Source organism: Flavobacterium artemisiae (assembly GCF_042678225.1).
GTDB lineage: Bacteria > Bacteroidota > Bacteroidia > Flavobacteriales > Flavobacteriaceae > Flavobacterium > Flavobacterium artemisiae.
The window spans coordinates 870,526-896,765 of record NZ_JBHUDZ010000012.1 but is presented as its reverse complement, the minus strand read 5'-3'; the positions used below and the strand labels follow the sequence as shown (position 1 = coordinate 896,765).

22 protein-coding genes and 2 tRNA genes are annotated in these 26,240 nt (G+C 33.8%); 11 read left to right on the top strand and 13 right to left on the bottom strand.

Annotated elements, in window-relative coordinates; genetic code table 11:
* Nucleotides 1-165: 165 nt before the first annotated feature.
* Both aceA and aceB read right to left on the bottom strand, forming a co-directional pair.
* Nucleotides 166-1,446, bottom strand: coding sequence for an isocitrate lyase (gene aceA, locus ACFSC2_RS14530; protein ID WP_379814695.1), 1,281 nt, complete (start codon nucleotides 1,444-1,446; stop codon nucleotides 166-168).
* A 327-nt stretch (nucleotides 1,447-1,773) separates the two neighbouring features.
* Entirely contained in the window at nucleotides 1,774-3,375 is a 1,602-nt protein-coding gene (aceB, locus tag ACFSC2_RS14525; RefSeq protein ID WP_379814696.1) for a malate synthase A, read from the bottom strand.
* Between the two features lie 210 nt (nucleotides 3,376-3,585).
* Here aceB and ACFSC2_RS14520 point away from each other — a divergent pair, with 210 nt between their 5' ends.
* From ACFSC2_RS14520 to ACFSC2_RS14505, 4 genes are all read left to right on the top strand, one after another.
* On the top strand, nucleotides 3,586-5,067 hold the full coding sequence (locus ACFSC2_RS14520) for a helix-turn-helix domain-containing protein (RefSeq protein ID WP_379814698.1): 1,482 nt from the start codon (nucleotides 3,586-3,588) through the stop codon (nucleotides 5,065-5,067).
* Nucleotides 5,068-5,073: 6 nt separating this feature from the next.
* Nucleotides 5,074-5,433 (top strand): hypothetical protein, encoded by a 360-nt coding sequence (locus tag ACFSC2_RS14515; protein WP_379814699.1) that lies wholly within the window; start codon nucleotides 5,074-5,076, stop codon nucleotides 5,431-5,433.
* Between the two features lie 595 nt (nucleotides 5,434-6,028).
* Nucleotides 6,029-6,745 (top strand): pirin family protein, encoded by a 717-nt coding sequence (locus tag ACFSC2_RS14510; RefSeq protein ID WP_379814700.1) that lies wholly within the window; start codon nucleotides 6,029-6,031, stop codon nucleotides 6,743-6,745.
* A gap of 361 nt (nucleotides 6,746-7,106) precedes the next feature.
* On the top strand, nucleotides 7,107-7,640 hold the full coding sequence (locus ACFSC2_RS14505; protein WP_345143254.1) for a YceI family protein: 534 nt from the start codon (nucleotides 7,107-7,109) through the stop codon (nucleotides 7,638-7,640).
* A gap of 229 nt (nucleotides 7,641-7,869) precedes the next feature.
* Here the strand turns inward: ACFSC2_RS14505 and ACFSC2_RS14500 are convergent, their stop codons facing one another.
* Entirely contained in the window at nucleotides 7,870-8,733 is an 864-nt protein-coding gene (locus ACFSC2_RS14500; RefSeq protein WP_379814701.1) for a helix-turn-helix domain-containing protein, read from the bottom strand.
* A gap of 176 nt (nucleotides 8,734-8,909) precedes the next feature.
* On the opposite strand from ACFSC2_RS14500, the gene ACFSC2_RS14495 reads away from it, so the two are divergent.
* Nucleotides 8,910-9,272, top strand: a complete 363-nt coding sequence (locus tag ACFSC2_RS14495; RefSeq protein ID WP_379814702.1) for a DUF983 domain-containing protein — start codon at nucleotides 8,910-8,912, stop codon at nucleotides 9,270-9,272.
* Between the two features lie 72 nt (nucleotides 9,273-9,344).
* On the top strand, nucleotides 9,345-10,217 hold the full coding sequence (gene fabD, locus ACFSC2_RS14490; protein ID WP_379814703.1) for an ACP S-malonyltransferase: 873 nt from the start codon (nucleotides 9,345-9,347) through the stop codon (nucleotides 10,215-10,217).
* Between the two features lie 119 nt (nucleotides 10,218-10,336).
* Here fabD and ACFSC2_RS14485 read toward each other — a convergent pair whose 3' ends face one another.
* From ACFSC2_RS14485 to ACFSC2_RS14470, 4 genes are all read right to left on the bottom strand, one after another.
* Nucleotides 10,337-10,525, bottom strand: a complete 189-nt coding sequence (locus ACFSC2_RS14485) for a hypothetical protein (protein WP_379814704.1) — start codon at nucleotides 10,523-10,525, stop codon at nucleotides 10,337-10,339.
* A 59-nt stretch (nucleotides 10,526-10,584) separates the two neighbouring features.
* Nucleotides 10,585-11,490 carry a DMT family transporter gene (locus tag ACFSC2_RS14480; protein ID WP_379814705.1) on the bottom strand — a complete coding sequence of 302 codons (906 nt, stop codon included), beginning with the start codon at nucleotides 11,488-11,490 and terminating at the stop codon, nucleotides 10,585-10,587.
* Between the two features lie 84 nt (nucleotides 11,491-11,574).
* Entirely contained in the window at nucleotides 11,575-12,591 is a 1,017-nt protein-coding gene (gene galE, locus ACFSC2_RS14475; protein ID WP_379814706.1) for a UDP-glucose 4-epimerase GalE, read from the bottom strand.
* Between the two features lie 40 nt (nucleotides 12,592-12,631).
* Nucleotides 12,632-13,762 carry a DegT/DnrJ/EryC1/StrS family aminotransferase gene (locus ACFSC2_RS14470; RefSeq protein ID WP_379814707.1) on the bottom strand — a complete coding sequence of 377 codons (1,131 nt, stop codon included), beginning with the start codon at nucleotides 13,760-13,762 and terminating at the stop codon, nucleotides 12,632-12,634.
* 134 nt (nucleotides 13,763-13,896) lie between these two features.
* Between ACFSC2_RS14470 and ACFSC2_RS14465 the strand changes: the two genes are divergently transcribed.
* Entirely contained in the window at nucleotides 13,897-15,126 is a 1,230-nt protein-coding gene (locus tag ACFSC2_RS14465) for a 3-deoxy-D-manno-octulosonic acid transferase (RefSeq protein WP_379814708.1), read from the top strand.
* Nucleotides 15,127-15,475: 349 nt separating this feature from the next.
* Entirely contained in the window at nucleotides 15,476-15,691 is a 216-nt protein-coding gene (locus ACFSC2_RS14460; protein WP_008467260.1) for a PG1828 family lipoprotein, read from the top strand.
* 118 nt (nucleotides 15,692-15,809) lie between these two features.
* On the opposite strand, the gene ACFSC2_RS14455 is transcribed toward ACFSC2_RS14460, so the two are convergent.
* The 4 genes from ACFSC2_RS14455 to mutS all read right to left on the bottom strand — a co-directional run bounded on the left by ACFSC2_RS14455 (nucleotide 15,810) and on the right by mutS (nucleotide 19,269).
* Nucleotides 15,810-16,193, bottom strand: coding sequence for a DUF1508 domain-containing protein (locus tag ACFSC2_RS14455; protein WP_379814709.1), 384 nt, complete (start codon nucleotides 16,191-16,193; stop codon nucleotides 15,810-15,812).
* A 135-nt stretch (nucleotides 16,194-16,328) separates the two neighbouring features.
* Nucleotides 16,329-16,414 (bottom strand) — tRNA-Leu (locus ACFSC2_RS14450).
* A 15-nt stretch (nucleotides 16,415-16,429) separates the two neighbouring features.
* Nucleotides 16,430-16,502 (bottom strand) — tRNA-Gly (locus tag ACFSC2_RS14445).
* A 160-nt stretch (nucleotides 16,503-16,662) separates the two neighbouring features.
* Nucleotides 16,663-19,269, bottom strand: coding sequence for a DNA mismatch repair protein MutS (gene mutS, locus ACFSC2_RS14440; protein ID WP_379814710.1), 2,607 nt, complete (start codon nucleotides 19,267-19,269; stop codon nucleotides 16,663-16,665).
* A gap of 158 nt (nucleotides 19,270-19,427) precedes the next feature.
* Here mutS and ACFSC2_RS14435 point away from each other — a divergent pair, with 158 nt between their 5' ends.
* From ACFSC2_RS14435 to ACFSC2_RS14425, 3 genes are all read left to right on the top strand, one after another.
* Entirely contained in the window at nucleotides 19,428-19,859 is a 432-nt protein-coding gene (locus ACFSC2_RS14435; RefSeq protein ID WP_379814712.1) for a DUF1573 domain-containing protein, read from the top strand.
* Nucleotides 19,860-19,935: 76 nt separating this feature from the next.
* Entirely contained in the window at nucleotides 19,936-20,478 is a 543-nt protein-coding gene (locus tag ACFSC2_RS14430) for an RNA methyltransferase (RefSeq protein WP_379814713.1), read from the top strand.
* Nucleotides 20,479-20,584: 106 nt separating this feature from the next.
* A complete protein-coding gene (locus ACFSC2_RS14425) occupies nucleotides 20,585-23,587 on the top strand; it encodes an Ig-like domain-containing protein (protein WP_379814715.1) in 3,003 nt (1,000 codons plus the stop codon).
* A 98-nt stretch (nucleotides 23,588-23,685) separates the two neighbouring features.
* Here the strand turns inward: ACFSC2_RS14425 and folK are convergent, their stop codons facing one another.
* Together folK and ACFSC2_RS14415 are read right to left on the bottom strand one after the other, a co-directional pair.
* The gene (gene folK, locus ACFSC2_RS14420; RefSeq protein WP_379814716.1) at nucleotides 23,686-24,819 is read right to left on the bottom strand and encodes a 2-amino-4-hydroxy-6-hydroxymethyldihydropteridine diphosphokinase; all 1,134 of its coding nucleotides are present in this window, start codon (nucleotides 24,817-24,819) and stop codon (nucleotides 23,686-23,688) included.
* Nucleotides 24,820-24,877: 58 nt separating this feature from the next.
* Nucleotides 24,878-26,068, bottom strand: coding sequence for a hypothetical protein (locus ACFSC2_RS14415; RefSeq protein WP_379814717.1), 1,191 nt, complete (start codon nucleotides 26,066-26,068; stop codon nucleotides 24,878-24,880).
* Nucleotides 26,069-26,240 lie beyond the last annotated feature (172 nt).

The window sequence follows — 26,240 nt, the reverse complement described above, 5'->3', positions numbered from 1 at the left end:
AAAAGGATTTTTTTGCCACAAATTTCACAAATTTCCACTAATTAAAATTGAATAAAAATTCGTGCGAATTCGTGAAATTCGTGGCAACATTTTTTTTAAATCATTTTAATCCTTTAAATCTGTGACAAAAAAACACGGCTCCATTAGAAACCGTGTTTATTTGAATTAAAATTGCTCAACCTCAGTAGAATGTTTCATCGCCGTTATTGCTGATTTTCCTAACATTACGGTGTTTTGAACGGCGTCGAAATAAGAAGTTCCAACAAAAGCCTGATGTTTTACAGCTCTGAATCCGTTTTTTTGTAGCGCGAATTCTCTTTCCTGCAATTCAGAATAGCCTGCCATGCCACGTTCTTTGTACGCTTTAGACAATTCGAACATACTCGTGTTCAAAGCGTGGAATCCTGCCAAAGTGATGAATTGGAAACTATATCCCATTGTAGCTAAATCTTCTCTGAACGTTTCCATTTCAGCAACCGTTAATTTTGCCGCCCAGTTGAAAGATGGCGAACAATTGTATGCCAGCATTTTGTCTGGGAATTCTTTTTTCATGGCTTTTGCAAATTTTCTAGCGTAATCTAAATCGGGATTGCTAGTTTCCATCCAAATCAAATCGGCGTATGGAGCGTAACTCAAACCTCTTGCAATTCCCTGATCAATTCCGTTATTTACATAGAAAAAACCTTCGGCCGTTTTTTCGCCTGTTAAAAATTTTCGATCTCTTGGGTCAGCATCGCTGGTTAATAAATTAGCCGCATCGGCATCTGTTCGGGCAACAATTAAAGTTGGAACTCCCATAACATCTGAAGCCAGTCGCGCAGCAATCAGTTTGTTAATTGCTTCTTGTGTTGGTACCAAAACCTTTCCGCCCAAGTGTCCGCATTTTTTAGCAGAACTCAATTGATCTTCAAAATGAACACCAGAAGCTCCGGCCTCAATCATTGATTTCATCAATTCGAATGCATTTAAGTTTCCTCCAAAACCTGCTTCGGCATCAGCTACAATCGGAACCAAATAATCTTTTTTATCTTCAATATTATTCACGGTCTGAATCTGATCAGCGCGCAACAAAGCATTGTTTATTTTTTTTACTACCATCGGAACGCTGTTTACAGGATAAAGTGATTGGTCTGGATACATTTCGCCAGCCAGATTCGCGTCGGCCGCAACCTGCCATCCGCTTAAATAAATTGCTTCTAAACCAGCATCCACTTCCTGAATCGCCTGATTTCCAGTCAACGCTCCCAAACCCGCAACATAATCCTGACTTTTTAACTTTCTCCATAATTTCTCAGCTCCTATTTTTGCAATAGAATGCTCAATTTTATACGATCCCTGAAGCGTCACTACTTCACTCGCAGTGTAAGGACGCTCTACTCCTTTCCATCTCGGGTTCGTAATCCAATCGTTAATCAATTCCTGAATTCTGTCTTCTGTTGTTTTCATAAATGTTATAGTTAAAGTGTGGTTAGTAAGTAATAGTGTTCAGTTCTCAGTTTTTAGTGTTCCGTTTTTTTCTGAAACTTGAAATACTGCGCGTGTTAAGTTTTAACACATAGAATCATAGTTCTGCTTTGTGGTTAAAGGCGTTTCACTTGTTTCAATGCACATAGCTATGTGTGAAAACTAGTTTTTTCTTTTTCCTTTTTACTAGACCTAAATCCTATATTTCTATGTGTTTAAAAATTAGTTTCATCTGCCTAATCTGCTAAATCTGCGAGAGAATTTTTTTTGCTCGCAGATTCCGCAGATTGAGCAGATTTTTATTTTTAATTATAAGTACTTGTAGCAAGGAATCGTCAAGAAATCTACAAAATCAGCATTTACAACCAATCTTTCCAATACTTTTTCAGCTAATGGAAATTGTTGTTTTTCGTGATTTTCTTCACCTAATTCCGTTTTGATTTTCTGGAATTCATCTAATGCCAATTCGTGATAATACGCCAAATCTAATTTTCGGCCGTTATCCAAAACCACTTTATTCTGAAGCCACTGCCACAATTGCGATCTTGAAATTTCGGCCGTTGCGGCGTCTTCCATTAAATTATGTAAAGCTGCAGCGCCTTGTCCGTTCAGCCATGAAGCCAAGTATAAAACTCCGACATTGATATTTTTTCGAACACCATTTTCAGTGATTAATCCAATTGGTGGTTCAATTAGATCAGCTTCACTTATTTTGCGGTGTTCTCTTTTAATATGAATTTGGTTTGGCGTTGGCATTCCTTTATCAAAAATTTCTTTTGCCAAAAGAACCAAATCAGGATGTGCAACCCAAGTTCCGTCGTGTCCGTTTCGAACTTCTCGTTCTTTATCCGCTTTTACTTTAGTGAAAGCCAGTGCATTTGCTTCGTCATTATTTCGAATCGGAATCTGCGCTGCCATTCCGCCAATTGCATGAATTCCTCTTTTATGACATCTTTGGATAACCAAATTGGAATACGCATTCATAAAAGGCGAAGTCATATTTACCTGATCGCGGTCTGGAACAATGAATTTTGGATTTTTTCTGAACTTTTTAATGTAAGAGAAAATATAATCCCAGCGTCCGCAATTCAAGCCAACGATATGTTCTTTTAATTCGTAAATGATTTCGTCCAGCTGAAAACTTGCTGTAATCGTTTCTATTAAAACCGTCACTTTTATCGTTCCTCGATCCAGTTTCAAATAATCTTCGGTAAAATCAATTACGCTATTCCACCATCTTGCTTCTAGATAATGTTCCAATTTCGGAATGTAGAAATACGGACCAGAATTGTTTTCTAAAAGCCTTTTATGATTGTGAAAAACGTATAAACCAAAATCTAACAAAGAACCAGAAACTTCATTTCCATCAATTAAAATGTGTTTTTCTGGAAGATGCAAACCTCTTGGGCGCACAATTAATGTGGCTGTTTTTTCATTTAAATGATAGGACTTCTGTTTTACCAAATCAGTATACGTAATGGTTTTGTTTACCGCATCAATTAAATTCAGCTGACCTTCCATTAAATTTTGCCAGGTTGGTGATGTGCTGTCTTCAAAATCGGCCATAAAAGTTTTTGCACCCGAATTCAAAGCGTTAATAATCATTTTGCGGTCAACCGGTCCGGTAATCTCTACTCTTCGATCCAATAAATCTTTCGGAATTTCTCCAGCCGTCCAATTACCTTCTCTGACGTTTTTTGTTTCCGGCGTAAAAACCGGCATGACACCTTGATCAAAAGCGGTTTGTTTTTGCTCTCGCTGCAAAAGCAATAATTTTCGCTGTGATTCGAATTTTTTGTGCAATTCGGTAATAAATGCAATCGCTTCTTCGGTCCAGATTTTTGGATACCTAAGCTTCTTGTCGGCCAGAATTTCTAAAGCCATTTCAGGAATCTCTAATTGGTTTTTCATAGCTGCAGATTTTAATTTTTATTTGATCAAAAAGTTTTCTTTCTCAATCATTTTTCATTTCATCAAAACAAAAAATTATAACTAACTCATAATTAATTTGTTTCGACAGTACAATGTTATAAAAAAGTTTTTTACAAAACAAGCGAACGTTCGCTAAATTTAAAAAATAATTATTTTGCGATTGTTTTTATAATACCTATATTTGACATTATGGATATCGAAAAAGACTATATAAAACTGATTTTTGGGCTAAAACTCAAGCAAATTCGCACTCAAAAAAACCTGTCACTTTTTGGCTTAGCCAAATTGACTAATCTTTCAAAATCGTATTTAAACGAGATTGAAAAGGGAAAAAAATATCCAAAAACAGATAAAATTTTACTTTTATGCGAACATTTGGACGTGACTTACGATCAAATGGTGTCTTTAAAACTAGATAATAACCTCGCTCCGATTGGCGAAATTTTAAAATCCGGAATCTTAAAAGAGATTCCGCTGGAGCTTTTCGGAATTCAGGAAGCAGATTTAATTGATATTATTGCTAATGCACCGGCGAAAGTCAATGCTTTTATCAGTACCATTATCGAAATCGCACAGCATTATAATTTAAGCCGAGAAAGTTTTTTCCTTGCTGCATTGCGTTCGTATCAGGAAGCGCACAGCAACTATTTTGAAGATTTAGAAGAAAAAGTAATTGCGTTTTCGAAATCCTTTCAAATTAATTTGGATTCGAAAATCAGCATTGAAGAACTGGAAGCCATTCTCAAAGAAGAATATGATTATAAAATTGAAGAAATCGTTTTTAAAGACCAAGAAGCTTTAGAAGATTTACGTTCGATTTATGTTCCTAAAAGCAAAACTTTGCTCCTTTCAACCGAATTAGATGATCCGCAGAAAGCTTTTATTTTAGCTAAAGAAATTGCTTATAATTTCCTTAAAATATCAGATCGGTTACTGACTTTCAGTTGGATTAAGTTTGAAAATTTTGATCAGGTTCTGCATAATTTTTACGCTTCATATTTTGCCGGTGCTTTGCTTTTGCCGAGAAAATTAGTTGTAGACAAGATTAATCTTTTTCTGGAAAATGAAAATCCAAAACCAGAAGAATTTGTTTCGTTAATTGAAAGCTTTCAGGTTTCGCCAGAATCTTTTTATCAGCGATTGACTAATTTATTACCAAAAGATTTTCAGTTAAAAAACCTTTTCTTCCTGAGATTGTCACACAGAATCGGTTCTGATTTTTATCAAATCAATAAAGAGTTACACATTACACATCAGCAAGAACCGCATGCCAACGAAACCAACGAACATTATTGCCGAAGATGGGTTTCTGTAAAAACAATTGACGAAGCCATCAGACAAAATAAACCTCATTTTTTTGATGCGCAGATTTCGAGTTATGCCAACAGCGGAAACGAATATTTGGTTTTTTCATCGGCTACAAAAGATCCTTTTGCCGAAAATGTGGTGAGAAGTATTTCGGTTGGAATTTTGATTAATCCTGCAATGAAAAAGAAATTCAAATTTATTGACGGAAAGCCTTTGGTAAAAAGAATTGTCGGCGTTACCTGCGAAACCTGTGCAGTAGAAAATTGCCTAGAAAGAGCTGCCCCGCCAATTGTTCTGGAGAAAAAGAAACGTCATGAAAATACAGATATGGTTGTACAACAATTTATTAATCAGTACAGTTAGAGTTTTATGCATTATTTATCTTTACTAATAGTTCTGCTTTCTGTAAACTTCAATCAGAAAACGGAGAAGCTCAATGGTCGCTATAATTATTTGATAGAAGACGAAAATCAATATATCCAAAAAGATAAAATTACTTTTAAGGATAGTGTTTTTGTTTTTGATAACAAGTATCTCCCGAAAGGAAAAGTTTCTTATGGAAATGTAATATTGTTGGATCATTTCATTAATACGGATTTGGTTATAACTATTTCGAAAGATCAAATTGAAAAAGACACTATTGAATTTTATATGCATGATAAGCAGAGTTCTTCTGCTAATTACCTTAATGAAGTGACTGGAAAAGGGAGATTGATTAGGATAAAATAGTTGTTTTTAGTCTCGCAAAGTCGCTAAGACGCAAAGGTTAATTTTCACTTTGAACATAATTTCTCAATGCAATCTTGTCGTGCCGAGAAACAAACGTTACGATTAATTTTCTCGCAGATTCTGCAGATGTTGCTGATTCTTCATTTTTGTCATCTCGACGAAGGAGAGATCACACAAGTAGCTCGACAAAGATTGGCGATTGTTGGATCGGGGTTTCGTGTGTGATCTCTCCTTCGTCGAGATGACAAACGGTGTGGTTACTTTACTTTAATATTTCTTCTGAAAACAAAAACTTCTAATTTAGCCCCGATAGAAGTGGAAATCCTTTTGTGTCTCGTTTCTTTAACGAGACACAAAAGATTGAAACGAATAGCGGGACTAGACGTCTTTTGAAAACCAAAATTTCTGCTTCAAAAAATCAATTAGATAATTTGGGAATGTGTCAATTAGATAATTTTACTAAATCATGAAAACCGCAGAAAGAATAACTCTCTCAGCAACTTAGAACCTTAGAATCTTTCTTAACCTAGATTAAGTGCCTTTCATAGATGTTGACCGTATCTTTGTACTATAAAAATAACAAAACGACAAAGTCATGGAAAATATAGTATTACATAAAGCAGAATCAAGAGGAAATGCAAATCACGGATGGTTAAACGCTTATCACAGTTTTAGCTTTGCAAGCTGGTACAATCCAGACAAAATTCAGTTTGGAGCGTTGAGAGTTTTGAACGACGATACAATTGCTGCCGGAATGGGTTTTGGAACACATCCGCACGATAACATGGAAATTATTACGATTCCACTTGAAGGAGATTTGGCTCACAAAGACAGTATGGGAAATACTGAAGTAATTAAAAACGGAGACATTCAGGTAATGAGTGCGGGAACTGGAATTCAGCATAGTGAGTTTAATCCGAATGCTGATCAACAGACTAAATTGTTGCAGATTTGGTTGTTTCCAAACAAAAGAAATGTTACGCCACGTTATCAGCAAATTACTTTAGATGTTGCGGATAGACACAATAAATTGTCTCAGGTTTTATCTCCAAATGCAGAGGATGAAGGTGTTTGGATTCATCAGGATGCTTGGTTCAATATGGGAAATTTTGATTCTGGAGTTTTTACAGAGTATAAAATCAAAAAAGAAGGAAACGGAGTTTATGCTTTCATCTTAAAAGGAAATGTAACTATCAACGGTCAGGAATTAAACAGCCGTGATGCAGTTGGAATTTCAGGAACTGATACTTTAAACATTCTTGCTAATACTGATGCTGAATTTTTATTAATGGATGTTCCGATGAATTATTAATTCAAACAAAAAACAATTAATACCTGAATGCCGAAACGATAATAAATCTGTAAACCAGATTATTATCGTTTCTTTTTTTTGTAACTTGAATAATAGGAAGCTTTTAAAAATCTCTCGCAGATTTGCTTCGCCTGTTCGCTGTAGCTCGGGTTGCAGATAAAGCAGATTTTTATTTTTTTAATCTCCTAAGTCTGCAACCCGAGCTACAGCGAACAGGCGAAGCAAATCTGCGGGAAACAAAATATCACAATCTCGATTCACATTATTCATTTCTTAATCTAGGTTAAGTGCTTCAGGACAACTGTCACCGTAACTTTGTCCTATCAAAATGAAACAAATTAATTATTTAAAAAATAAAATTATGGCAACTACAAAATGGTCAATTGACCCAACTCACTCAGAAATTGGTTTTAAAGTTAAACACATGATGTTTACTAATGTTTCAGGAAAATTTGGAACTTACGACGCTACAATTACTACAGAAGGAAATGATTTCGAAAATGCAGCAATCGAATTTTCTGGCGATATCGCTTCTATCGATACTGCGAATGCAGACAGAGATGGACACTTAAGAAGTGCTGATTTCTTTGATGCAGAAAACAATCCAAAATTAACTTTCAAAGCTTCTTCTTTCAAAAAAGTTGATGACGGAGATTATGAATTAACTGGCGATTTATCTATCAAAGGTGTTTCTAAATCTGTTAAATTTCCTGTAGAATTCAGCGGAATCATGACTGATCCTTGGGGAAATACTAAAGTTGGTTTAAGTATAGAAGGAAAAATCAATCGTAAAGATTGGGGCTTAAATTGGAACTCTGCTCTTGAAACTGGTGGTGTTTTGGTTGGCGAAGAAGTAAAATTGAACATCGAGTTACAATTCGTAAAACAAGCTTAATCTTTTGGTTTAAGATTAGATTTAATTGGTTGGTTATGAAGCCTTGCATTTTTTGCAGGGCTTTTTTGTTTTGCCACAAATTACACAAATTTTCACAAATTTTTTTTCTCAAAAAACGCTAAATATTTTGCCACAGATTAAAAGATTTTCACAGATTTTAATAATCCTTTAATCTGTGGCAAAAAATTAATTTGTGGAAATTTGTGAAATTTGTGGCTAAAAAAAAAACTCAACGCACCGTATTTCTAAATTCTGTTGGTGAAACTCCAGTTTGTTTTTTGAAAAATCGGGAGAAGTATGAGTAATCTTCGTAACCGACTTTGAAAGCAACTTCGTTTACGGCTAATTGTTTATCAATGAGCATTCTTTTTATTTCTAAAATCACGCGGTCTGTAATTACTTCTGTTGCTGTTTTTTGGAGGATTTCGTTGCAGATTCTATTTAGATGTTTTAATGTAATATTTAGTTTTTCTGCGTAGAATGATGGGAGTTTTTCCGTTCTAAAAAATTCTTCCAACAAAATTTCAAACTTATCTATTTTGATGTTGTATGAATGGGCTTGATGTGAATACGTTTCGCTGTATTTTCGAGAAACTTCAATGTGGATACAGTCCAATAAATTCAATAATTTGTCTAATTGATATTTGTTATCCTGACTATTTTCCTCAATCAGTAAATCAAAATACGGAAGGATTTTCGGAATTTCATTTTCTTCAAAAACCATTTCAGGCCTGTTGTGAATGGAATGATAAAAATTATAATCGTTGATTTTTTTCTGTCCGAAATACAAATTGTACAATTCCTGCGAAAAGATAATTACAAAACCTTGGATGTCTTCAGATAAATTCCAATGATGCATTTGTCCAGGCTGAAGCACAAAAAGACTTCCTCTTTTGATTCCAAACTGATCAAAATCAACTTCATGCAATCCTGATCCTTTCGTAAAAAAAACCATTAAATACGAATCATGTCTGTGCGGTTCTTCGACAAAACTGTGACTCTTTAAATGTTCCTTAAAAGTATTCACATAAAAATCACGGTGAATGTCGTTACAACTAAAATTTTGAACACTATAAATTGGATACTTCTTCATACACAAATATTTATTGTTTTCAGATTACAGAATACTATTGTTCGATTTGGAATTTAGAATTTAGATTTTGAAATTTTAGCCAAAAATGTCTTTTTTGTGCTATAATAAGCGAAGATATAAAAAAGACTTTTAACTCATTACAAATTACCTTTGTATAAACAAAAATCAACAAAGTCATGTCAAGCGCATTAACACATATTTTAAAAAACGAATGTCCTGTTTGTCACAAAGGAAAAGTCTTTACCGACAAGAATATTTTTCTGAATTTCAGTTTTCCTAAAATGAACGAATACTGCAGTCACTGCCATTACAAATTTCAAAAAGAGCCGGGTTATTTCTTTGGCGCTATGTACGTAAACTATGGACTAACAGTCGCTCAGGGAATTGCAACGTATTGTATTGCACAATCTTTTTTTGAGACAAATTTCGATTTAAGAATCCTTCCTATTATTGCGGTTGTGATTACTTTACTGACTCCTTTCAATCTCAGATTTTCAAGATTAGCATGGATTTATATGTTTAAAGATTATACGAGCTAAAAAAATAGTACTTTTGCCGTCCAATTGAAACTACTTTTCAATTTCAAAAAAAGTAAAAATAAAATTAGACAGATGAAAGCATACGTATTTCCAGGTCAGGGCGCGCAATTCACAGGAATGGGTAAAGACCTTTATGAAAATTCGGCTTTAGCCAAAGAATTATTCGAAAAAGCAAATGAAATTTTAGGTTTTAGAATTACAGATATCATGTTCGAAGGTACTGCCGAAGAACTAAAAGAAACTAAAGTTACACAGCCAGCTGTATTTTTACACTCTGTTATTTTGGCTAAAACTATTGAAGATTTCAAACCAGAAATGGTTGCAGGTCACTCTTTAGGAGAATTCTCTGCTTTGGTTGCTAACGGAACTTTATCTTTTGAAGACGGATTAAAATTAGTTTCGCAACGTGCTTTGGCAATGCAAAAAGCCTGCGAAATCACGCCTTCTACAATGGCAGCGGTTTTAGGTTTAGCTGACAATGTTGTGGAGGAAGTCTGTGCTTCTATTGACGGCGTTGTAGTAGCTGCAAACTACAACTGCCCAGGTCAATTGGTTATTTCTGGCGAAACTACTGCTGTTGAAAAAGCTTGTGAGGCAATGAAAGCTGCTGGAGCAAAACGTGCTTTAATTTTACCTGTTGGAGGTGCTTTTCACTCACCAATGATGGAACCTGCAAGAGAAGAATTAGCTGCTGCAATTGAAGCAACTACTTTCTCTACTCCAATCTGCCCAGTGTATCAAAATGTTACGGCAAACGCGGTTTCTGATGCTAACGAAATTAAAAAGAATTTAATCATTCAATTAACTGCTCCTGTAAAATGGACTCAGTCTGTACAACAAATGATCGCTGACGGCGCAACTTTGTTTACTGAAGTTGGTCCTGGAAAAGTTTTAACGGGTTTGATTAATAAAATTGATAAAGAGGTGGCTACTGCTAATGCTTAATTTTTAAGTGTTCAGTATTCAGTTTTTAGTGTTCACAGACTAAACTGTATAAATAAAAAATCCTCATCGACTTTAATCAGTTTATGAGGATTTGTTTTATCTGTACTAAATTATTTTTTCTAAGAATAAGCTTTGATTCGTTTAGACATTTCAGCCTTAAATTTCTCTGGTGTCAAACCTTTTGCAAACTCAGTATCAAAATCAAAAGTCTCAGGATCAATACCTTGACGTTTTAGTTTTTGAATTTCATATTCTGTTGCAGAAACTTGAACCCTATTATTTTTTTTATTATCCGTATCCGAGCCCATAATTCCTACTTTTTATTCTTACAAATTTACAAAATAAATCAAACAAAAAATCATCCTTTTTATATAACTGTCTTTTCTTTCTTTTTGTAATTAATAATAAAAACTCCTAAAATAATCAGAATGGTTGCAATTATAAAATCCATTGTAATTTTCTCATTCAACAATAACCATCCTAAAAATACCGCAATAATAGTATTGATGTATGATAAAATTGAAACTTGAACTGCTGTAACATGTTTCAGAGCATAATTATAACTAAAAAAAGCAATCACTGATCCGAAAATTGACAAATACAAAGCTGCGCCTATACTCGTCAGACTCCATGAACTTACATCTGGATTTGGCGAAAAAATAGATGCTAAAACCAACTGAATACAAGATGCTATCGTAAACTGATAAAATAAATTAAGTACAATATTAGTGGATTTAGCCGCATGTGTTTTAGCATAAATTGTTCCGGCTGCCCAAGCCAAAATCGCAAAACCCATAAACATAATACCTTGTCTGTAATCGGCATCCAAAAATGACCCCAGTCCATCTTTGAATATTAGGACGACTCCAGAAAATCCAATAATGACTCCGATAAAGCCTTTTAAACTCATTTTTTGCAATCCAAACAAAATACTCCCCAAAAAGATCAATATTGGTGATAATGCGCTAATTACCGAAGCTAATCCACTTGGCAAAGTTTGTTCTGCAATAGTAGTAAACCCATTTGCAATTACAAGCATCGAAACTGAAGCAACAAGCTGGTGTTTAAAATTTCCCCAGCCAATCCATTTCAACTCTTTTTTAGACAGCAAAATAATCATCATTATCACTCCTGCTAATCCTTGACGGATAGAAGTTACAAACCAAGGCGGAATAGTTTCAACTGCAACTCTGATCCCTAAAAAGGTAGTTCCCCAAATAATTCCAACGGCCGATAAGGCAAATATTAATTTATAATCTAAAGTTTGTTTCATGATAATCAATACGCTAAAAAAAATCCCAAACTATACTACTATAATTTGGGATCTTAAAATTTTATAATTTTAATCGAAAGAAATTTATTTATTCCTCACTTTTTGTTCCCATTTCCAGGCGCTTGCCATTGCTTCGTCTAAACTTAATTCAGCCTTCCATCCCAAAACATTGTTTGCCTTATCTGTATTCGCATACGCTTCCGTAATATCTCCTTCACGACGGGGCATCATTTTGTATGGCAGCTTTTTATTGCTGACTTTTTCAAAACTTTGAATGACTTCAAGTACAGAACTTCCTTTTCCTGTTCCTAAATTGAAAGTTTCAACTTTTGCTAAATTTTTCTTGTTTAATAATCGCTGCAAAGCAATAACGTGCGCTTTTGCTAAATCTACTACGTGAATATAATCACGCACTGCGGTTCCGTCTGGCGTTGGGTAATCATTTCCGAAAACCGATAATTCCTGACGCAGTCCTACTCCTGTTTGTGTAATAAATGGAACTAGGTTTTGAGGAACTCCTAATGGTAATTCTCCTATTTCTGTAGAGGAATGCGCTCCAACCGGATTAAAATAACGCAATAAAATAGCGCTGATATTGGTAACTTTAGCTGTATCGTTAATAATTTCTTCTCCAATCTGCTTTGTGTTTCCGTAAGGAGACATCGCTGTCTGAACGGGTGCATCTTCGGTAATCGGCATTTTTTCGGCTTGACCGTAAACTGTACAAGACGAACTAAAAATAAAACTTGCCTCAGGTTTTTGCTGTAATTCTTGCAAAAGATATACTAAACTCCCAATATTGTTTTCATAGTACAATAACGGATTCTCAACACTTTCGCCTACCGCTTTTGAAGCTGCAAAATGAATTACACCTGTTACATTCGAATGTTTTAAAAAGAAATCTTGAACTGCTTTCTTTTCTCTTAAATCGATTTGCTCAAAAACAGGCATTTTTCCTGTAATCTTTTCAATTCCTTTTAAAACATCTATCGAAGAATTAGACAAATCATCAATCACTACTACTTCAAAGCCTTCATTTTGCAATTCGACTACAGTATGAGATCCGATGAATCCTAACCCTCCTGTTACTAATACTTTCATTTTGTGGTTGTTTGTGGTTATATTTTGGCTAATAATAAGCTTATTTTAAAAATTCGATTACGCTGTCTGTTATAAATTTAATCTGTTCGTCATCCAATTCTGTATGCATCGGTAAAGCAATAACTTCCTGAACTAATTGATTGGTTACTGGAAACTGTTCTTCTTTGTAACGAGGATCTAAATATGCTTTTTGAGAGTGAAGCGGAATTGGATAGTAAATTGCACACGGAATCCCTTTATCCAATAAATGCTGCATTAAAGCATTACGATCTGCATCAATAATTCTTAAAACATATTGATGAAAAACGTGATCATTTTGATCTGCATCAAATTTAGGTGTAACAATTTTTGCATTGCCTGCAAAAGCCTCGTTATATTTAGTTGCCGCTCTACGACGTGCTTTATTATATTCGTCTAGCAAAGGAAGTTTTGCATTCAAAACTCCTGCCTGAATACTATCCAAACGAGAATTTACACCAACTACATCATGGTGGTAACGCTCATACATTCCGTGATTTACAACTCCTCGGATGATGTGCGCTAATTTATCATCATTTGTAAAAATGGCTCCACCATCTCCATAACAACCTAGGTTTTTAGACGGAAAGAAAGAAGTTGCCGCAACGTGACCAATAACTCCAACTTTAGTTTTTGTTCCCGATTTAGAAATATAATCCGCTCCAATTGCCTGCGCATTATCTTCGATTACATACAAATTATGTTCTGCCGCAATTTCCATAATAGCATCCATATTAGCAGCACGGCCAAATAAATGAACTGGAACAATCGCTTTTGTTTTTGGTGTAATTGCTTTTTTAAGCGCTTCGATGTCGATATTCATATTTTCCATATCAACATCTACTAAAACCGGCGTTAATTGCAATAACGCAATAACCTCAACTGTGGCCGCAAAAGTAAAATCTGCAGTAATAACTTCGTCTCCAGGCTTAAGATCTAAACCCATCATTGCAATCTGCAACGCATCTGTTCCGTTTGCACAAGGAATAACGTGTTTTGCACCTAAATACTCTTCAAGATTTTTTTGAAATTGATGAACTAAAGGTCCGTTGATGTAAGTATTGGTATCTAAAACTTCTTGAATAGAAGCATCTACAGTAGATTTTATTTTTTCATATTGACTTTTTAAGTCAACCATTTGTATTTTTTTCATTTTGAATAGTATTAAAAATTAAAGACTTCATTTTTAACAGAAATCTCTAAAAGGTGGAACAAAAATAGTTATTTAATACCTTCAAACAATGAAAATAGTAGAAAGAAACGTAATTTAGCCACAAAATTTTATACATGCTTTTTTTATACAATTTAGTAATTTCTATTGCAGGCTTTTTTCTTAAAATCGTCGCACTCTTTAGTCCGAAAATTAAGCTTTTTGTAGAAGGCCGAAAAAATGTTTTCGCAATTCTGGAAGAAAAAATAAAAACCGATGATAAAACCATTTGGTTTCATTCTGCTTCATTGGGAGAATACGAACAAGGTTTGCCTGTTATCGAAAAAATAAAAGAAAAATACCCTTCGCATAAAATTATTGTAACCTTTTTTTCCCCTTCTGGATACGAAGTGCGTAAAAATAACACAGTTGCCGACGTAACTGTTTACCTGCCTTTGGACACAAAAAGTAATGCTAAAAGATTTTTAAAACTAGTGCATCCAGAATTAGCCTTCTTTATTAAATATGAATTTTGGCTCAATTATTTAAAAGAATTAGAAAGAAGCAAAACTCCCACTTATTTGATTTCAGGAATTTTTAGAGACAATCAAATGTTCTTTAAATGGTATGGAGGATTTTACAGAAAAGCCCTAAATGCATTTACCTATTTTTTTGTTCAGAACGAGAAATCCAAACAAAAAGTTGAAAGTATGGGTTTTAAAAATGTAATTGTTTCGGGAGACACGAGATTCGATCGCGTAAATACTATTTTAGAACGAGATAATTCATTAGATTTTATTGAAAATTTTAAAAACAACCAATCCGTTATAGTTATTGGAAGTTCGTGGCCAAAGGACGAAGCTATTGTAGCAGAATATATTAATCAAGCGTCCGAAGATGTCAAATTTATAATTGCTCCTCACAATATAAAGATCGATCAGATTGAAAGCCTAAAATCTCAGATTACAAAATCAACTATTCTATTTTCAGAAAAAGAGAATATTGACCTTTCAAAATACAATGTTTTAATTGTAGACACTGTTGGTTTATTGACAAAAATTTACAGCTATGGAACTATTGCATACGTGGGAGGCGGATTTGGAAATCCTGGAATACACAATATTCTGGAGCCAGCCACTTTTGGAATACCGATTGTAATTGGACCAAATTACTCAAACTTTGCAGAAGCTGTTTCGCTTGTCGAACTTAATGGATGCATTGTCATCTCAAATATCTCTGAATTAAAAAACAATTTTGACCAATTGCTTTACAACGAATCATTTTATAATGAAAAAAGCAAAATCTGTGGCTCTTTTATCCAAAACAACAAAGGTGCGACTGAAACCATTATGAAAATCGTTTCTTAAGGCTCAAAAAACACAATTAAGGGGTATTTTTCTCTTTTTTTATAACAATAAGCTTTTGTAAACCCTCTTTTTTGCTTTTGAAGAAAACAGAATTATCCTTAAAAAACAAAATAAACTACAAGAAAGAGAACTAAAAGAACCAAAACACCGATAGAATTTTCAACAAAAAATAATTTACACAAAATATCCAATAATAAAAATAATTTTGTTAATTTGGCATATTATTTGATAACTAAGATAATCGTGAGTAAGGAAAATATTTTAAAAAAAAAGTGAAAAAATATTTTACATATTAAAAAATTTATATCTTTGCCACGAATTAATAATTAACCTTTTATAATAAAGTAAGATGAAAAAAGTATTTTTAAGTTTAGCTGTTGTTGCTGTTTTAACTGTTGTATCTTGTAAAAAAGCTGACGCTGCTGCTGAAGCTCCTGCTGTAGATTCTACTGCTGTTGCTGTTGATTCAGCTGCTGCTGTAGTTGATTCTGCTGCTGCAACTGTTGATTCTGCTGCTGCTAAAGTTGACTCTGCTGCTGCTAAAGTAGAAGAAGTAAAAAAATAATTAGAACCTAAGTTCTAACGATTTTAAAACCATCTTTAAAAGATGGTTTTTTTTTGTGACTTATTTTAAAAAATAAGCCGCAAAAAAAAAGCGCCCACTTTAAAAGTGAGCGCTTTTTTTATTCCGCCGCTTCATCATCTTCACCAAACTCATCTTCATCTCCAAAAATCAATTCACTAGAAGAAAAATCCAAAATCTCCGACCTTGAAGAATACGTTATAATTTCTTTTATTCCTTTTTGCAAAAGCAATTCAGTACTGTATTTACGACTCGTAGCAAAATGAAGTTCCCCAAGCATCAATTTAAAAAAATACTTTCCTCCAGAGCCTTTAAATTTCAAAAACTTCGCAAGTTCAATATTCGCTTTAAACTTCTCAATATCCTCCTCACATTCAAACCTCAACTCATAACTCAAACTAGTAAAAATCACCTTCCCTTTTCTCGAAGTAAAAGTGAACTTATATTCATCATTAAACCGCTTGCTGATTACAAAAGCACCCATTTATAAATTTTAGATTGTTGATTTTTTTTTAAGACACCAAGACACTAAGTTCTCAGACATTAAGTTTTCCCGCTCAATCGATAAAAAACTTAAATTTCATCCATAAAAAAAGCCTCTTCAAAAGAAGAGGCCTTGTACTCAGAGCGGGACTTGAACCCGCACGAACATTGCTGTTCACTGGATTTTAAGTCCAGCGTGTCTACCAATTTCACCATCCGAGCATTGTATGGTTTTTGAGCGAAAAACGGGGCTCGAACCCGCGACCTCGACCTTGGCAAGGTCGCGCTCTACCAACTGAGCTATTTTCGCATTTCAAATTTTTCAAGAACCGCAACACTTACATTGTTTCGTATTGCGAGTGCAAATTTAGGACATTTATTCAATTAAACAAGCCTTTTTTGAAAAAAAATCAAGCTTATTTTATAACTTTCTGATAACCTAAACTTTAAATTTGAAAATTTTTTAAAATTTATTTCTTAACCAGCATTCTTTTAATCTCATTTAGCTTCATCAAAGCTTCAACTGGCGTAATTGCGTTGATATCTAAACTTAAAATTTCTTCTTTTATCTCTTCCAACAAAGGATCGTCCAAATTAAAGAAACTCATCTGCATTTCATCATTTGCCGACTTAATTCCGTTTAAAGCATCGCTGGAATGGTTTTTCTCTAGTTTCTTCAAAAGCTTTTGCGCTTTCGAAATAACCAATTGAGGCATTCCCGCCATTTTAGCTACATGAATTCCAAAACTGTGAGCACTTCCTCCTTTTACCAGCTTACGAACAAAAAGAACAGTATCTTTTAACTCTTTTACCGCCACATTAAAATTCTGGATTCTCGGCATTGATTCTGTCATTTCATTAAGCTCATGATAATGCGTTGCAAAAAGCGTTTTTGCTCTCCCTGGATGTTCGTGCAGGAATTCAGCAATTGCCCACGCAATCGAAATACCATCATAAGTACTGGTTCCTCTTCCGATTTCATCCAATAAAACCAAGCTGCGATCTGAAATATTATTCAAAATCGAAGCCGTTTCATTCATTTCAACCATAAAAGTAGATTCACCCATCGAAATATTATCCGAAGCTCCTACCCTTGTAAATATCTTATCTACGATTCCCATTCTCACGCTGTCTGCCGGTACAAAACTTCCCATTTGAGCCAGAAGCACAACCAAAGCAGTCTGCCTTAAAATGGCCGACTTACCCGACATGTTGGGACCGGTAATCATAATTATTTGCTGCGTTTCGCGATCTAAAAAAACATCGTTTGCAATATATGGAGTTCCAACTGGCAACTGTTTTTCGATTACAGGGTGACGCCCGTTTTTGATGTCTAATTCGAAAGTATCATCAATTTCTGGACACACATAATTGTTTTCAACTGCCATTTGTGTAAACGAACACAAACAATCTAATTGCGCAACTAAATACGCATTCATTTGAACGGGTTTAATATAAGTCGCAATCCACGCTACCAATTGCTCAAAAAGCTCTGTCTCGATCTTATAAATCTTTTCTTCTGCACCTAGAATTTTTGTTTCGTATTCTTTTAATTCTTCTGTAATATAACGCTCCGCATTTACAAGAGTTTGTTTACGAATCCATTCTTCAGGAACTTTGTCTTTGTGTGTATTTCGAACTTCGATATAATATCCAAAAACATTATTAAAGGAGATTTTCAGTGAAGAAATTCCTGTTCTTTCTGATTCCCTTCTTTCAATACCTTCTAAAAATTCTTTTCCAGAAGTAGAAATTGCACGTAATTCGTCTAATTCTGCATTTATACCGCTAGCAATTGCATTTCCTTTTGAGATGGCAACTGGAGCATCTTGATTTAAAGTCGTTTTAATTTTCTCGCGAAGCAGATCACATGCATGAAGACTGTCACCAATTACCTTAACGGCTTCCTGCGGGCTTTCGAGCGCCAAAGTTTTAATTGGAATAATAGCATCTAAAGATTCTCTCAAATAAACGATTTCACGAGGCGAAATTTTTCCTGCCGCGATTTTAGAAATCAAACGCTCTAGATCTGAAATCTGTTTGATTTGATATTGAATACTCTGTAGAATTTCAGTATTCTCTTTTAAATAGGAAACAACTTCATGTCTTCCTTTAATTTTATTTGCGTCTTTTAACGGAAGTGCCAGCCAGCGCTTTAACAATCTTCCTCCCATTGGAGAAAGTGTTTTATCAATAACATCTAAAAGCGTTACTGCATTTGGGTTATAACTATGATATAACTCTAAATTTCGAATCGTAAAACGATCCATCCAAACGTAAGCATCTTCTGCAATACGCTGAATCGCTGTAATATGTTGTACGCGGTTATGCTGTGTTTCTGATAAATAATAAAGAATTGCTCCAGACGAAATAATTCCTTCTTTTAATTCTTCAACACCAAAACCTTTTAATGAATTGGTTTGAAAATGTTTCGTCAGCGTCTCTAAAGCATAATCTTCTTTATAGATCCAATCTTCTAAGTAAAAACTATGAAAATCCTCACCAAACGCCGCTTTAAAATCGCCTTTATTATTCTTCGGAACTAAAACTTCACTTGGGTTAAAATTCTGCAATAATTTATCAATATATTCTGCATTTCCTTGCGCCGTCAAGAATTCTCCTGTAGAAACATCTAAGAAAGAAATTCCGATATTTTTATTGGCAAAATAAACAGAAGCTAAAAAATTATTCGATTTAGATTGTAAAACTTCGTCGTTTAAAGAAACTCCCGGTGTTACCAATTCTGTAACGCCTCGTTTTACAATAGTTTTGGTCATTTTCGGATCTTCCAACTGATCACAGATAGCAACACGAAGACCTGCTTTTACTAATTTTGGCAAGTATGTATTTATAGAATGATGCGGAAAACCTGCAAGTGCCGTTTCTGTTTCAGAACCTGCCCCTCTTTTGGTTAACGTGATTCCTAAAATTTTAGAAGATCTAATGGCGTCTTCTCCAAAGGTTTCATAAAAATCCCCTACTCTGAAAAGCAGACAGGCATCAGGATATTTTCTCTTGATTTCGTTGTACTGTTTCATTAAGGGTGTTTCTTTCACCACTTTTTCTTTAGCTGCCAAATTATTGTGTTTTTAAATGAAAAATTAAGACAGCGAATTTATGATTTTTTAGCGGCATATCGAAGAGTAGAAAAATTAAAATATTTTATGAATTTTTTAAGTTCACATTTAAGAATTTTCTATAGATTTGTTCATAATTAAAACAAAGACCCTTAAAGATGAAAAAAATAATTTTATTCGCTATGTTAGCTGTAGCTGGTATTACGGCTACAAACGCACAAACTACTAAAAAAGCTAAAGCTGCAAAGGTGGCAAAAGTAGAAGGTGCTGGTATGCTTTTCGAAACAGAAACTATCGATTACGGAACTGTTGCACACAATGCTGACGGAAAACGTGAGTTCGTTTTTGTTAACAATGGTACAAAACCGTTAATTATTACTAACACTCAAGGATCTTGCGGATGTACTGTTCCAACTACTCCAAAAGAACCAATTGCTCCAGGAGCTAAAGGTGTTATTGGTGTAAAATATGCTACTGACAGAGTTGGTGCTTTTACAAAAACGGTAACTGTTACTTCTAACGCAGAAGGACAACCAACAAAAGTACTTACAATTAAAGGTACAGTTTTACCAGATCCAGTAAAAAGCTAATCTGAAAAACATTTAAAATAATCGAAAAAGCTTCCTTATCTTTGGAAGCTTTTTTTTATGACCTGAATTTACAACAATGAGAAAACTTGAGAATAGCGAATTAGAACGAAAATCTATTGAAGATTTTAAAAAATCAGAGAAAACCCCTTTAATAATCGTTTTGGATGATATTCGCAGTTTGCATAATATAGGATCTGTTTTTAGAACTTCGGATGCTTTTTTGGTAGAGAAGATTATTTTGTGTGGTATTACTGCAACTCCTCCAAACAAAGAAATTCATAAAACTGCTCTTGGTGCAACTGAAACGGTTGCATGGGAACATCATGAAAATGTTTTGGAAGTTATTGAAAATCTAAAGAAAGAAAATGTGCTGACATTAGCCATTGAACAAGTGGAAAGTTCCATTTTTCTTCAAGACTTTAAAATTGAAAAAGATCAAAAATATGCATTGGTTTTCGGGAATGAAGTCTACGGCGTATCTCAGGAAGCAGTTGCCATTTGTGACGGATGTATTGAAATTCCTCAACTAGGTACAAAACATTCTCTAAATATTGCAGTTAGTGCAGGAATTGTAGTTTGGGATTTATTTCAAAAAATAAACTGGCCGAACAAACACTAAATGCTTTTTATGTTAAAAAAATGTGATTTTACAATATTTTCAAACCTTAAATTGCTACAAATGTAAATATATTTTTTTATTATTATAAAAGTGATACTTTTATAAAATGAAAAATAATTACACTCTAAGGACTTTATTTTTATTCATTTTACTTCTATCCAATTTTATTGGATCTGCACAACAATATACTTCAATTCCTGATCCTAATTTTGAACAAGCTTTAATCAATTTAAATATTGACAGCGGTTCTATTGATGGTCAAGTTCTTACTGCAAATATTGCCAATCTAACAATATTAGCAATACCTGGCAGAAACATTTCTAATTTAACAGGAATTGAAGCTTTTACAAAACTTGAACAATTAGATTTAGGATTATCAGATAATAACAATCCATATATCAAAAACAGAATCACTTCTTTAAATATTTCAAACAATTTATTGCTTAGACATTTAGATTGCGGTTACAATGAATTAACAACTCTTGATATTTCAAAAAATACAGCTTTAGAAACCTTATATGTAGATAATAATAAATTGAGCAGTTTAGATGTATCCAAAAACATACTTTTAGAAACTTTTTCTTGTCCCAACAATAGCATAACCTCTTTAGACATTAGCGCAAACTTAGATTTATTATATTTAAATTGCACTGGAACTCAGATAAGTTCTTTAGATTTATCTAAACACATTTTACTACGAAATTTAAATTGCTCTTCTACCAATTTATCAAATATTGATATTTCTTCTAATGTTGATCTTACTTATTTAGATCTAAGTGCAAATCGATTGACATCACTAAATGTTACAAAAAACACAAAGTTATCACTTCTAAACTGCAACTTAAATCAATTAACAACTCTAGACCTTTCTAAAAATAGTAATTTAATTAATTTTTGGTGTGATAATAACCAATTGACTTATGTGAACTTAAAAAATGGTCAAAATCAAAAATTTACATTTATTGATTTTAAAACTAATCCCGTTCTGACGTGCATCCAAGTAGATAACGAAAATTATTCTAATGCCAACTGGTCTTCTTATAAAGACAATACCGCCAGATATTCTGAGGATTGCAGTAAAATAGTTATTGCACCTCCTGCGATCAAAGCCAAAGGAGATCAATTGTATTGTCCTCAAACTTCTATTAATATTGTTACGGATTTCTCGATAACTCACGATCTCGCTGAAAACGGAACTCAAGCTATTTATATTCAGATATCTTCTGGTTACAGCAGTTTTGATATATTAGAATTAGCAAATGCTGCTTCTCATCCCAATATAACATCTTCATGGGATCCTTCTACTGGAAAATTACGATTAGGAGGAGCGAATCCAACGGATGAAATTCCATATAGTGATTTAATCAATGCTGTGAAAGATGTTGTTTTTTCTAACTCTTCTGCAAGTGCATCTGGATCGAGAACATTTTCTATTACGATAGGTCAAGCCAATTACCTTCCTTCTACTGGGCATTATTACCTATTTGTTCCCAATGTTGGAGTTACTTGGACAAACGCGAGAGATTTAGCTGCTTCAAGTACATACTATGGGTTAAAAGGTTATTTGGCAACCGTTCTATCTTCTGATGAAGCAAAACTAATTGGCGAACAAGCTTCTGGAACCGGCTGGATCGGTGGAAGCGATGCCGAAACGGAAGGTGTTTGGAAATGGGTTACAGGACCTGAAGCTGGAACTATTTTCTGGAACGGAACACAAAATGGCTCTACTCCAAATTTTGCTTTTTGGAATTCTGGAGAACCCAATCAACTAGGAGATGAAGATTATGCCCACATTACGCAGCCAGGCGTCGGAATACGAGGCTCTTGGAATGATTTGTCTAATACAGGTTCTCTCAATCCTGGAGATAATTATCAGCCGAAAGGATATGTTGTAGAATATGGAGGCATGCCGGGCGAGTCTCCACTAGAAATTGCAGCGAGTACAAAAATTACTATTCCAGTTGCAACAGTCCTTACCCCAAATCCGATTTGTGATTCTGGAAGTATTACTTTAACTGCTTCGACCGTAAACGGCACTATCAGATGGTATGACGCAGCAACAGGAGGAAATTTATTAGGAACCGGAAATACTTACAGTACTCCCATAATCAATACTACAACGACTTATTATGCAGATGCAGGATGCAAAACAAATCGTAAAAGTGTCACCGCCACTGTAAGTGTAACTCCAAATTCGCCAACTTCAACCAAGTCTTTCTTTTCTTTATGCGGGCCAGGAAGAGTGACACTTGAAGTTACAATCAATGTCGGAATTATAAATTGGTTCGCTGATGCTTCGGGAGGTTCTAGTCTTTATACTGGACTAAATTTTATTACTCCGCCTATTACCACAAATACGACTTTTTATGCAGAAGCTTCAAATAACGGATGTGTTAATCCTACGCGAACTGCTGTAAATGCAGTAATTTACACTCCTCCTGCAGTTCAAGATGAGACTGTAATTTTATGTGAATCTGAAACTATAACTTTAGACGCAGGAATCGCAGGAATGGATTATGAATGGTCTAATAACGATACGGGACAAACTACAGAAGTTACTACCGCTGGTACTTACACTGTAAAAGTAACTAGTCCCGCACCTGAAAGCTGCAGCAGTACTAAAACAATTACAGTGGTAGAACATTTTGCGCCAAAAATAAGCCGAATTGATGTTGAAGGCACAAAAGCCGTAATACACACAACAAAAGAAGCTTCTTATTTTGAATACTCTGTAGATGGCATACATTTTTATGATTCCAATGTTTTTTATGATATTCCAGGCGGATTGCAAACTGCTTTTGTAAAAGAAAAATCAGGATGTGGTTATGATCAAAAACAGTTTGTTGTGCTTGTTTTCCCTCCTTTCTTTACACCAAATAATGACAGTTTTAATGATGTTTGGGAAGTAACCGGAATGGAGAATTACCCTCAGGCACAAGTCACGATTTTTGATCGATACGGAAAATTGATTGCACAGTTAAGTCGTAACAAAATGAGCTGGGACGGGAATTTCAATCAAATTCAGATGCCGGCTTCAGATTATTGGTATGTTTTAAAAGTAGATGATAATACTCCGATTTTTAACGGTCATTTTTCCCTAAAGAGATAGTTTTTAATTAGATAATTTGGATAATTAGTCCATTAGATAATTTAAAATGTTATGCAATTATTTTAATTATCTAATTATCAAATTGGCACATTATCTCATTACCCAATTTTCTTCTGAATTTCCTCAAGTATATAGATATAATCTTCGTGTTTTTTAACGAAGTCGCGATCAGAAACGTCGATTATTAAAACATTTAAATCGGATTGGGATTTAATATATTCTAGATAACCATTATTGATTTTTTCTAAATAAACCGCTTCGATATTCTGCTCGTAATTGCGGCCGCGTTTTTTTATGTTTTGAAGAAGACGATCTGTATTTTGATACAAATAAATATACAAATCGGGTTTTGGCATTTCTTTGTAGATAATATCAAATAAGTTTCGATACAAGCGATATTCGTCTTCTGCTAAAGTAATTTTAGCAAAAATCAATGATTTAAAAATATGATAATCGGCAACAATAAAATCTTTAAACAAATCAAACTGCGCCAAATCATCTGCTAATTGCTGATAACGGTCGGCTAGAAAAGACATTTCTAACGGGAAAGCATATCGGTTCTGATCTTTGTAAAATTTTGGAAGAAACGGATTGTCAGCAAATCGTTCTAAAACGGTTTTGGCATTAAAATCTGATGCAATTTTATGAACTAATGTCGTTTTTCCAGCTCCAATATTTCCTTCGAAAGAAATGTAATTAAACTTCTCCAGAGGAATATCTTGTAAAGGGCTTTTTAAATCCTGAACAACTTTACAAACACTTTCGTCTGGCGAAATCGCAATTAATTCTGGAACTGTTTTATTCAATTCAGGATGTTTCCAATCTAATTTTAAATCCTGCATCGGCAGTAAAACAAAATTACGATTCTGCATTAAAGGATGCGGAATTTGAAGTTTTTCTGAAATTATGATTTCATCATCAAAAGTAATAAGATCAATATCGATAATTCTAGCTTGATATCCTTCTTGATTTAAGCGAATTCTCCCCAGTTGTTTTTCAACTTTAAGAACCTGATTTAGAATTTTCTGAGCACTAGAATCAGAATGCAGCAATAAAGCACAATTATAAAAAGCATCGCTCTCAAAACCCCAAGCAGGCGTTTCATAAAGCTTAGAAACCTTAACTACTGTTCCTATTTCTTCATGAATTAATTGAATACATTTTTGGATATTTTCTAATCTGCTGCCCTCGTTGCTGCCTATCGATAAAACGATTTGATGCTGTAATTTCATAATTAATGCAAATTAACTAAAAGTATTTTAGAATCAACCCTTTTTATTGCATCAAAACCTAGAAGTTTCCGATTACATCGTATTCTTTTTTTCGTTCTTTATTTGCCGAAACACGACTTAAAAACTCTTTCAGATTATTAGTCAGTGGAAGTTGATTTTGATTTGCCCAAAATTGATCTGAGTAGGCAAATTTTACTTTAAAAATATCTTTATCCATCGAAAGATTTGAAGCTGTTTTTGAAGAAATAAAACTATTGGTTACAAAATAATCTGATGTGAAATCATAATATGCTTTCGGATTTTTTTCGCTTTCAAGTATTTCAACTCTTACAACAGAGTTTGCATTGCTTAAATAATATTTATTAAATGCATCGTCTCTTTTATAATTTGAAATACGCCTAAAACTAGTCGTCCTGTACATTACTTTGCCATCTTTACTGTAAGGAACTTCTTCTGGATTATCATAAAAATCAAAACAAGTTTGAACAAAGGCGTAATCTGTTTTTTTGATAATAAAATGACCTTTTATTTTTTGTTTTCTACTATTGATTTCCTTTTGAACAAAGCTTATTTTCCAATAATCAGAAGCGATATCTTTTTCCTGCTGCAGTTCATATTCATCAACATTTATCTGAATCAGACTGTTTAGATCAAATAAATTCTCAAAACTTTGAAATTTAAAATAAACCAAATCACTTTTTTCTGTAATTCCGATTTTTCTCATGTTCAAAATTTCAACTTCACATTTATTATCTGGCTGCGTTTTGGTTTTAAAAAAAGATTTTCTGGAAACTTTGCCATAAATATCCTGAAGTCGCGAAATTTCATCATTTCGTTTCAAAACACATCTTAAAAAGAAATTCTCATTATATGGGTTTGTTGAATAATTCTCTTTCAAATTAGAAAATGCTTTCTTTAAAATCGAAAGTTCATTTCCAATTATCACCTCATCAAGTTCAATCATTTTTCTTTTCAGAAAGATTGTATCCTTCTTTTTTATTTCATCAAAAGAAAGTTTCAGATCTTCATAACCAATAAGAGCAAAATTTAGGATTTCAATATCCGAAACAAAAGAAAAAACACCTTCTGTATTAGTTAAAGAAATGTCTTTTTCATTAAAAACAATAACCTTTTCAAGAGGTGTTTTTACTATTTCATCTGCTACTATTTTTGTAATGTTTACTTTCTGTGCTGATGCCAAAAAACAAAAAAATAAAAACAGGTTTAAGAAAATAGATTTTTGCTTCATATCGGTAAAATTTATTCACTTCAAATATAGAATAATAAACTTTGAAACAATATTTATCTTACAAAAACAAGGTCGTTATTTTTAAGTTTTTTCGACATAATTTTAATACTATTTCACATTTTACATGTTAGAATTAAAATCTAATTCGACTATATTTGTAACAAAGCGACTC

Coding starts and splice junctions, on each gene's coding strand:
- ACFSC2_RS14505 (WP_345143254.1), top strand. CDS start 7,107: ATGGCAACTACAAAATGGTCAATTGACCCAACTCACTCAGAAATTGGT.
- ACFSC2_RS14510 (WP_379814700.1), top strand. CDS start 6,029: ATGGAAAATATAGTATTACATAAAGCAGAATCAAGAGGAAATGCAAAT.
- folK (WP_379814716.1), bottom strand. CDS start 24,819: ATGAAATTACAGCATCAAATCGTTTTATCGATAGGCAGCAACGAGGGC.
- ACFSC2_RS14500 (WP_379814701.1), bottom strand. CDS start 8,733: ATGAAGAAGTATCCAATTTATAGTGTTCAAAATTTTAGTTGTAACGAC.
- ACFSC2_RS14520 (WP_379814698.1), top strand. CDS start 3,586: ATGGATATCGAAAAAGACTATATAAAACTGATTTTTGGGCTAAAACTC.
- aceA (WP_379814695.1), bottom strand. CDS start 1,446: ATGAAAACAACAGAAGACAGAATTCAGGAATTGATTAACGATTGGATT.
- ACFSC2_RS14495 (WP_379814702.1), top strand. CDS start 8,910: ATGTCAAGCGCATTAACACATATTTTAAAAAACGAATGTCCTGTTTGT.
- ACFSC2_RS14485 (WP_379814704.1), bottom strand. CDS start 10,525: ATGGGCTCGGATACGGATAATAAAAAAAATAATAGGGTTCAAGTTTCT.
- ACFSC2_RS14515 (WP_379814699.1), top strand. CDS start 5,074: ATGCATTATTTATCTTTACTAATAGTTCTGCTTTCTGTAAACTTCAAT.
- ACFSC2_RS14415 (WP_379814717.1), bottom strand. CDS start 26,068: ATGAAGCAAAAATCTATTTTCTTAAACCTGTTTTTATTTTTTTGTTTT.
- ACFSC2_RS14470 (WP_379814707.1), bottom strand. CDS start 13,762: ATGAAAAAAATACAAATGGTTGACTTAAAAAGTCAATATGAAAAAATA.
- ACFSC2_RS14455 (WP_379814709.1), bottom strand. CDS start 16,193: ATGGGTGCTTTTGTAATCAGCAAGCGGTTTAATGATGAATATAAGTTC.
- ACFSC2_RS14465 (WP_379814708.1), top strand. CDS start 13,897: ATGCTTTTTTTATACAATTTAGTAATTTCTATTGCAGGCTTTTTTCTT.
- ACFSC2_RS14460 (WP_008467260.1), top strand. CDS start 15,476: ATGAAAAAAGTATTTTTAAGTTTAGCTGTTGTTGCTGTTTTAACTGTT.
- ACFSC2_RS14430 (WP_379814713.1), top strand. CDS start 19,936: ATGAGAAAACTTGAGAATAGCGAATTAGAACGAAAATCTATTGAAGAT.
- aceB (WP_379814696.1), bottom strand. CDS start 3,375: ATGAAAAACCAATTAGAGATTCCTGAAATGGCTTTAGAAATTCTGGCC.
- ACFSC2_RS14480 (WP_379814705.1), bottom strand. CDS start 11,490: ATGAAACAAACTTTAGATTATAAATTAATATTTGCCTTATCGGCCGTT.
- ACFSC2_RS14425 (WP_379814715.1), top strand. CDS start 20,585: ATGAAAAATAATTACACTCTAAGGACTTTATTTTTATTCATTTTACTT.
- fabD (WP_379814703.1), top strand. CDS start 9,345: ATGAAAGCATACGTATTTCCAGGTCAGGGCGCGCAATTCACAGGAATG.
- galE (WP_379814706.1), bottom strand. CDS start 12,591: ATGAAAGTATTAGTAACAGGAGGGTTAGGATTCATCGGATCTCATACT.
- ACFSC2_RS14435 (WP_379814712.1), top strand. CDS start 19,428: ATGAAAAAAATAATTTTATTCGCTATGTTAGCTGTAGCTGGTATTACG.